We start from the raw sequence: 7,878 nt of genomic DNA, 5'->3' as shown, positions 1-7,878 counted from the left end.
CGTTATCTGTTGGCGCGATAGAAATTGGTCAGCATCAGCATCAACTGGCTCAAGAAAGGCCAAAGCAGCGCACCGGTCAAAGGCGCAATAAAACTTTGCCAAGTGATGATTTGGTTGTTGAGGAACAGACGCGCCGCCACCAATACCGCCTGATGGCAGAACAATGCTGCCAATACCGCCCCGATCTGCATGATGTGGCCGTAGAGCATGATTTGACGGCGCGTGTTCAAGACGAAATACACCATGACCGTATAAGACAATGCGTGCAGCCCCAAAGTCGCTGCCGTTGCGGCATCGACTATCAAGCCGAGCAAAAAACGCAATGCCCATGCCGACGCGTTGGGGATGGTGCATAGACCAATAAAGCAGCATCAGCGCAGTCAGTTCAGGCAGCCAAAAAAACACATCAAAGGGAAAAGGCATGAAATCGACAAGCATGGTTACGGCAAAACTTGCCGCAATCACGCCGACGGGCATGGCACGGTAGGAATCGTCAAAATCGTTCATGAATGATTTATTGGGAAGAATGGGAAGAAGACAGAACCAAAACAAAGCGGCTGCGGCGCAAGGCGGCAAACGGGGTCAGTTCTGTGTCGTAATAAGGCGTACCTGAAGCGCGGACGACTTTATCCACGCGGGCTACGGGAATGCCTGCCGGATAAATACCGTCCAAGCCGGAGGTAATCAAAACATCCTGCGGCTTCAAATCCGAGCCCGTCGGGAAATAACGCAAATCCAAACCCACGCCATTGCCGTAGGCGAGATTGCGTTCGCCCGTACGCTCAACGGCAACAGGGACGATACTTTGCGCAGCCGCCATCAGCTCGACTTCCGCACTGTTTGCGTGAACTAAGGTAATCCGCCCGATTAAGCCGTTTTGGTCGATAACGGCATCGCCTGCCGCCACCCCTTCGCCACTGCCTTTATTGATAATCAAACGTTCGGACAGCGGGTCTTTGCCACTGGACAATACTTCAGCACCGATGACATTGCTGATGCCTTTTTGCTGCAAGCCGTATAGCTTTTTCAGCTCCTGCAATTCGCTCAGATTGACCTTATCGCGTTGAAGCTGGATTTTCAGACGACCGTTTTCCTCCAAAAGGAGACGGTTTTGTTCCAACAGCTCGGTTTGTGATTGAGATTGGTTGGAAAAATATTGATAGAGACGGACCGGCTGATTTGCCAACCATTGCACCGGATAAAGAATCTCTGCTGCCGCAGTGCGCACGGGCTGCATCAGGTTGAAACGGCCGTCCGCCACCATAATGCCTGCGCCCAGTAACAAATACGCAATAAAACGAGGCAACAGCTTTTGGCCCTTTGCCTCGTCAAACCGTAAAGAAGAATGTTCCATTTCAGCCTGCCTTACGGGTTATCCACAAAGACGGCATTCCATTTGCCGATATAATCCAAGGCTTTGCCCGCACCATAAGCCACACAGTTCAAAGGCTGGTCGGCAATACCGACAGGCAGCCCCGTCGCATCCGCCAAAACCGTATCCATACCGTGCAGCAGCGCGCCACCGCCCGTCAACATAATTCCCCTGTCGGCAATATCGCCGGCCAACTCAGGCGGAGCCTGTTCCAAAGCAAGGCGCACGGCGCGGATAATCTGATTAACCGTTTCGCTCAAAGCCTCGCGCACCTCTTCCGAAGTAATGGCAATCGATTTGGGCGTACCTTCCGCCAAATCGCGACCTTTAATCCGCATGGCGGTTTCGGTTGCAAAACCGGAGGCTGAACCGATTGTTTTCTTCAATTCCTCAGCCGTCGCTTCACCAATCAACACGCCACGATGACGGCGCAGATAATGCACGATGCTCTTATCAAACTCATCACCTGCCGCACGGACGGAGGCAGAATAAGCCATACCACCCAACGACAAAATGCCGATTTCCGTTGTGCCGCCGCCGATATCCACCACCATCGAACCGGCAGTATCTTCAATCGGCAAACCCGCACCCAAAGCAGCCGCCATCGGCTCCTCAATCAAATGTACGGAAGATGCACCTGCGGCAAACGCAGAATCCAAAATTGCCTTGCGTTCCACTTGGGTTGCCCCGCCCGGCACACAGATCACTACGCGCGGCGGCACAACCGAATTGCCTTGTATTGCTTTTTTAATCAACATACCCAGCATACGCTCGGCAATCGTAAAATCAGCAATCACCCCATCCCGCATAGGACGGACGATTTCAATATTGCGCGGCGCGCGCCCCTGCATTTTCTTGGCTTCCGTACCTACGGCGACAATCTTGCTTTTACCGCCCGTACCCGATTGAACCGCCACCACAGACGGCTCGTCCAAAACAATGCCTTTACCACGCACATAAATCAACGTGTTCGCCGTACCCAAGTCAATGGCGATATCGTTTGAGAAAAAACGGGATAAAAAACGAAACATAAAATACCTGAATATCGGCCCAGCACCGATTTTATTTAATTGTTATTCAAAATATTAAAAACATGGAAACAACGCCTTTTCAGACGACTTCCCTACTCCCCGTAATGAAACGTATGGCGAAATCACACGCCGTTTGAGTAGTTTTCGGTTATAATTCTTCGTTTCATCGAAGAAGAACGCAATGATACCCCAATAAAGGGGCGTTTGCTATCAGACAAGGATTTTTTATGGCTTTAAGCTTAACCGATGTGGAAAAAATCGCCAAACTCTCACGCCTTTCGCTGACCGAGGAAGAAAAAGGCAAAACCCTCTCAGAATTGAACGACATTTTTGCCATGGTCGAAAAGATGCAGAGCGTGAATACCGATGGTGTCGAGCCGATGGCACACCCCCACGAAGCCGCCCTGCGCCTGCGCGAAGATACAGTTACCGAAACCGACCATGCCGCCGAATATCAAGCCGTCGCACCCGAAGTGCGCAACCGCCTGTATATCGTGCCTCAGGTAATTGAAGAATAGATGGAATTTATCCTTTAGGAAAACCAATAATGAATAAATTTTTGACCACATTATTACTTGGCGTACTCACGGTTAACGCCTACGCTATGCCTAAGGATGACAACAACCCTAAATCCTCTGTATTGCCTGTTGTTCATTCCGAGCAAGCCGTGCATTTGTATGACTACGAAACACCTGACGGGAAATACAGCGCATCACTCTATCCGAACAGTATCAAAAATCTCGGTAATGGTTGGTATTCAACCATTACACGGCATCAATCTGCGGTTTCAGGCAAACATGCCCATATGCTGATTTTAGATTGGGTACATTGCCAAGAACCCAAACAATCTGTTATGAGCGCGATTGCCCTGTTTGACAAAAACGGACAACTTGAAGAGCGTATCGACGTTCACAATTACAATAGTCCCAACAAAATGCCGCAAGAAGCCATTGAGCAGCTGAAAAAGGAAGATTCCAGCGAAACAATGCACAGTGACAAAATGGTGGAAACCGTTTGCAGCCGCGTAAAATAAAAATGTAAGTTGTTTTACCTAGTTTAAATATTTGCAGTTTCAGACGACCTGAAAAGGAATTTCTGTGAAACAAGCCTTAATTTATACTGACGACAAGTCCCAGAAATTTTGGATTATCAATTCCGATGGTAGCGACATCATGGTCAATTTCGGCAAACTTGGTGCAACCGGACGTTACCAAATTACCGAATACGACGATGAAGTCGAGTGTCAAAAAGCTGCTGACAAGCTCATTACGCAAAAGACCAAAAAAGGCTACAAACCTGCTCCCGATTTTAATTTCATCGACCGCTTTTATTTTGACGATGAAGATTTCGGTCCACATCGCAAAACCTCGCATCCACACTTCGTCCGATACTTAACCGATAATTTCTATTATGACTGCGGTGACGAAGAGGCTCCGTTTGGCAGTGATGAAGGCAGTGATGCGTTGTATGAGCTTGCACAAGCCTTCCGCAAAAATGCCGATCTGGATATATTGGCTTTCCCTCAGAAATTGATTTGTGAATATTGGGGTATGGATTACCTGCCGCCTCAAGCAGACCAAACTGCCAAAAGCATTGAAGAACTGTGTAAACAACAGGAAACCGAAGTTTACCAATCCGATAGAGTGATTATTGCTGCTACATTCGGCAGCATTAAAATTACAGGTCGTCTGAAACCTGAATTGCAGCAACTTGCCCTACTTGCCATGCAGAGGCTTGACATATTGGCACAGCTACGCGGTTGGTGTTTTGCTGGTACTTTGTCTGAGATCAATCAACAAATGGCAGATGACTTGCAACGTTTTGCTGTTGCACAGGTGAACCATTTTCAGACGACCTAACTATGAAACATCAGCGTGCCGAGCCTGTATGCACAATGTCTCCCAAGCGACTCATCAAGATACTGGGCTACCTGCGTGAATATGCTCAACAGTGGAATAAAGCATACGAAGAAATCGCCGAGCAAGTCTGCCACGCATTTGCCGATACCCAACTAAAGAACGGAATTGGGATATTGGAAGCCGACTGCGTGGATGACTGGATGGATACCAATAATCCGGAACGTTGCCGCTATCGTGCTGAAGATGAACGGGATTATTGGGAAAATGTCCTTTTTCAAGGACCCCGCGTAGGAGAAATCCCACGTTTTAATCCCTGTTCTGCCATCACATTTATGGATAGTATAGGCAGGCATTTCGCCCTACCATATTACTTGCTTTGGGCATTACAAGACCCTGACGGTATGATTGCCGATACATTGGCTTATGCCTTGGAGAACAGCTATTATACCGATGAACTGCTGCTCAACGCTGCTCAACAACGTGCTTTGTTGAATACAGTCCGTTTTCTCGTGGAAATAACGGCAAATACCTACGACGACGGCTACTCTTCATATATTGACAGCCCATGGCAGGCTGCATTTGAACACTTAAATCAAATATTGTCAGATGCCAATATTTTGCCCGATAAAAACTAAGCCTTCCAAAAGAAGGTCGTCTGAAAGAACAAGTACGGTTACAAAACAGTTCTGTTTCGCATACGAATAGAATAGACAAAAAGTACGAAGCAAAGGAATCCCATGTCCACCGAGCAACAACACCTTCACACAGTTGCCGTTAGCCACATCCACCAATGTTTCAACCGTATCAAGAAATAGGCCGAACAGGCAGGTAAAGAAGTTGCCGCATATTATTTCTATCTGGTAGACGACTTTTTCGCCGCAGGCAATGCCGCCATTACCTATCAGGATTTGGCTGCTTTTACCGTCGAACACGCAGACGAATATGAAAATTGCACCATTTTGCAGGCGATTTGGGATGGCAGATGTACCCTTTATGACAGTGAAACCGAGCCTCAGAACGTTTCAGATAACTGGCTGGAAAACCAAAGCGAGCTCTACCAAGCTGCATACCTCAGCATAGAGAACCTAGATGATGATGCTTATCAGCAAAAACGTGCCGAATACGAAACCGCCCTGATAGCCGCACTGCAACAATGCGACCAAGAAGGTCTGTTCGGCAATCGTGCTGAAAACGGTATATTGCTGTTTGCGTTTTATATTGATGATTATGATGAAAATGACGAACAATCACTGCTTTACCGTTCCACCACTCAGCTCAACCAACCGGATACTTACCAAAAATTGATAGGTTGATATTTTCAGACGACCCTGAAATCAGCCTACACCATTAAACTCTTTGAAATCCCACTTATTTAAACTAAAAGACTCTTATGACCCAATACACCCTCAAACAAGCCAGCCAACTGCTGCAATCCAAGCAAATCTCCGCCGTCGAACTGGCAACCGAATACCTCGCCGCCATTGCTGCGCAGAACCCGGCAATCAACGGCTACATTACTCTCGACCAAGACAAAACCCTAGCCGAAGCCCGTGCCGCCGACGCGCGTATCGCGCAAGGCAACGCCACGGCGCTTACCGGCGTACCCATCGCCTACAAAGATATTTTCTGCCAAACAGGCTGGCGCAGCGCATGCAGCTCCAAAATGCTGGACAACTTCGTTTCGCCCTACACTGCCACCGTCGTGCAAAACCTGCTCGATGAAGGCATGGTAACGCTTGGCCGTACCAATATGGACGAGTTTGCCATGGGCTCGACCAATGAGACCTCGTTCTACGGCGCGACTAAAAACCCGTGGAATCCCGAACACGTCCCAGGCGGCTCGTCCGGCGGTTCCGCAGCCGTTGTTGCCGCACGTCTTGCCCCTGCCGCGCTCGGTTCAGATACCGGCGGCTCCATTCGCCAGCCCGCATCACACTGCGGCATCACCGGCATCAAACCCACCTACGGCACGGTTTCCCGCTTCGGCATGGTTGCCTACGCTTCCAGTTTCGACCAAGCCGGTCCGATGGCGCAAACCGCCGAAGACTGCGCGATTTTGCTCAATGCAATGGCGGGCTTTGACAAGCGCGATTCCACCAGTTTGGAACGCAGCAAGGAAGACTACACCCGCGATTTGGACAAACCGCTCAAAGGCATAAAAATCGGTCTACCTAAAGAATATTTCGGCGAAGGCGCGGATGCCGATGTACAGGCTGCTTTGCAAAGCGTCATCAACCTTTTAAAAGCACAAGGTGCGGAAACCATTGAAGTTTCCCTGCCGCAAACCGCCCTGTCCATCCCCGCTTACTATGTCCTCGCTTCCGCCGAAGCCAGCACCAATCTTTCCCGCTACGACGGCGTACGCTACGGCCACCGCGCCGCCCAATTCGGCGACCTTGAAGAAATGTACAGCAATACCCGCTCCGAAGGTTTCGGCAGCGAAGTCAAACGCCGCATCATGATCGGTACTTATGTGTTGTCGCACGGCTACTACGATGCCTATTACCTGAAAGCCCAAAAACTGCGCCGCCTCGTTGCCAACGATTTTCAGACAGCCTTCGCGCAATGCGATTTCATCCTCGCCCCGACTGCGCCCACCGCCGCCCCCAAACTCGGCAGCGACATCCACGATCCCGTGCAGATGTACCTTTCCGACATCTACACCATCGCCGTGAATCTGGCAGGATTGCCCGCCCTGACCCTGCCTGCAGGTTTCAGCAGCAGCGGACTGCCCATCGGCGTGCAGTTCATCGGCAACCACTTCTCCGAAGCCAAAATCCTTGGCGCAGCGCATCAAGTACAGTTGGCAAGTGATTGGCATACGAAAGCACCGGAGTAGAATTTATTAGTAGAAATTATCCAAAAATAAAATCCAGATTTCAGGCTGTTGTTTTCAGATGATCTAAAAAAAGAAAACCGTCTAATTTCCAACAGTCTGAAACTAACAAAATTACTAAAATAATGGAATATTACGATTACTTTTCCCCAAAATTTTGGCAATTCTTATGGGGTTTATGGCAGACAACGGGGCTGGAAATATCTACAAGCATTGTGTTATTTCTGCTGTACTGGCTCATCCTTTCTGTACTTGTTACGTACATTTTATGGCGTAAACGTCCAAAAACGCCGCATTTTTGGCGAAAACATTTATTACTCAATAGCATTATCTGCCTACCTTTGAGTTTGTTTATCAACCTTGGTTACATAGTCATGCGTTTTATTATGCCGGCTCGCAATCAAGCGGCATATTACGGACAGTTGACGTTGCATCCTCTGGAACAAACATTTGTTACATTATTTAATGTTATTTATTCTTACGAATGGCTGTTCCTCGTATCTGCTGTGGCTGCTGTGAATGTATTACTACTGGCTATTTGGCGTAAAAAGCTTTTTAAACAATCATCGCCATCCTGAATGCAAGCAGGTTTCTATGTATTAAGGAAACTTAAACTATGCCTTGGGAAACAGTAATCGGCTTAAGAATTTACGTCCAGTTCAACCCCCAATTCAAAATCTTCAGCGACGCACCGACCGAATTTGGTGCGGAATCTGATGTGTATACCTGCGCAGAGGGAAAGGTATAATGCCGGAGCAGTTTGTTTTTCCAGATTTCAAA

9 protein-coding genes and 1 pseudogene are annotated in these 7,878 nt (G+C 48.5%); 7 read left to right on the top strand and 3 right to left on the bottom strand.

Translation table 11 applies throughout. From position 1 onward, the window contains the following. Positions 1-2: 2 nt before the first annotated feature. The 3 genes and pseudogenes from mreD to HMPREF1028_RS11445 form a co-directional block, all read right to left on the bottom strand. Positions 3-507: pseudogene (gene mreD / locus HMPREF1028_RS15810) on the bottom strand (rod shape-determining protein MreD). Positions 508-514: 7 nt separating this feature from the next. Then, a complete protein-coding gene (mreC, locus tag HMPREF1028_RS11450) occupies positions 515-1,354 on the bottom strand; it encodes a rod shape-determining protein MreC (RefSeq protein ID WP_003778898.1) in 840 nt (279 codons plus the stop codon). An 11-nt stretch (positions 1,355-1,365) separates the two neighbouring features. Then, positions 1,366-2,403: a rod shape-determining protein gene (locus tag HMPREF1028_RS11445; protein ID WP_009312924.1), complete on the bottom strand. Its 1,038-nt coding sequence runs from the start codon at positions 2,401-2,403 to the stop codon at positions 1,366-1,368. Positions 2,404-2,630: 227 nt separating this feature from the next. On the opposite strand from HMPREF1028_RS11445, the gene gatC reads away from it, so the two are divergent. The 7 genes from gatC to HMPREF1028_RS14055 all read left to right on the top strand — a co-directional run bounded on the left by gatC (position 2,631) and on the right by HMPREF1028_RS14055 (position 7,676). Continuing rightward, positions 2,631-2,921, top strand: a complete 291-nt coding sequence (gene gatC, locus HMPREF1028_RS11440; protein WP_009312923.1) for an Asp-tRNA(Asn)/Glu-tRNA(Gln) amidotransferase subunit GatC — start codon at positions 2,631-2,633, stop codon at positions 2,919-2,921. A 29-nt stretch (positions 2,922-2,950) separates the two neighbouring features. After that, positions 2,951-3,436 carry a hypothetical protein gene (locus tag HMPREF1028_RS11435; RefSeq protein ID WP_009312922.1) on the top strand — a complete coding sequence of 162 codons (486 nt, stop codon included), beginning with the start codon at positions 2,951-2,953 and terminating at the stop codon, positions 3,434-3,436. 64 nt (positions 3,437-3,500) lie between these two features. Further along, entirely contained in the window at positions 3,501-4,262 is a 762-nt protein-coding gene (locus HMPREF1028_RS11430) for a WGR domain-containing protein (protein WP_009312921.1), read from the top strand. A 2-nt stretch (positions 4,263-4,264) separates the two neighbouring features. Then, positions 4,265-4,897 (top strand): DUF6714 family protein, encoded by a 633-nt coding sequence (locus HMPREF1028_RS11425; protein WP_232203846.1) that lies wholly within the window; start codon positions 4,265-4,267, stop codon positions 4,895-4,897. A 222-nt stretch (positions 4,898-5,119) separates the two neighbouring features. Beyond that, positions 5,120-5,575, top strand: a complete 456-nt coding sequence (locus HMPREF1028_RS11420) for a DUF4303 domain-containing protein (protein ID WP_349267060.1) — start codon at positions 5,120-5,122, stop codon at positions 5,573-5,575. A 77-nt stretch (positions 5,576-5,652) separates the two neighbouring features. Then, positions 5,653-7,101 (top strand): Asp-tRNA(Asn)/Glu-tRNA(Gln) amidotransferase subunit GatA, encoded by a 1,449-nt coding sequence (gene gatA, locus HMPREF1028_RS11415; RefSeq protein ID WP_009312918.1) that lies wholly within the window; start codon positions 5,653-5,655, stop codon positions 7,099-7,101. Positions 7,102-7,223: 122 nt separating this feature from the next. After that, a complete protein-coding gene (locus HMPREF1028_RS14055; protein WP_009312917.1) occupies positions 7,224-7,676 on the top strand; it encodes a hypothetical protein in 453 nt (150 codons plus the stop codon). The last annotated feature ends 202 nt before the right edge of the window (positions 7,677-7,878 follow it).

The organism is Neisseria sp. GT4A_CT1 (assembly GCF_000227275.1).
In the GTDB taxonomy this organism is placed as follows: Bacteria; Pseudomonadota; Gammaproteobacteria; order Burkholderiales; family Neisseriaceae; genus Neisseria.
Note: the sequence above shows the minus strand (reverse complement) of the source record. Positions and strands in the feature narration are given on the sequence as shown.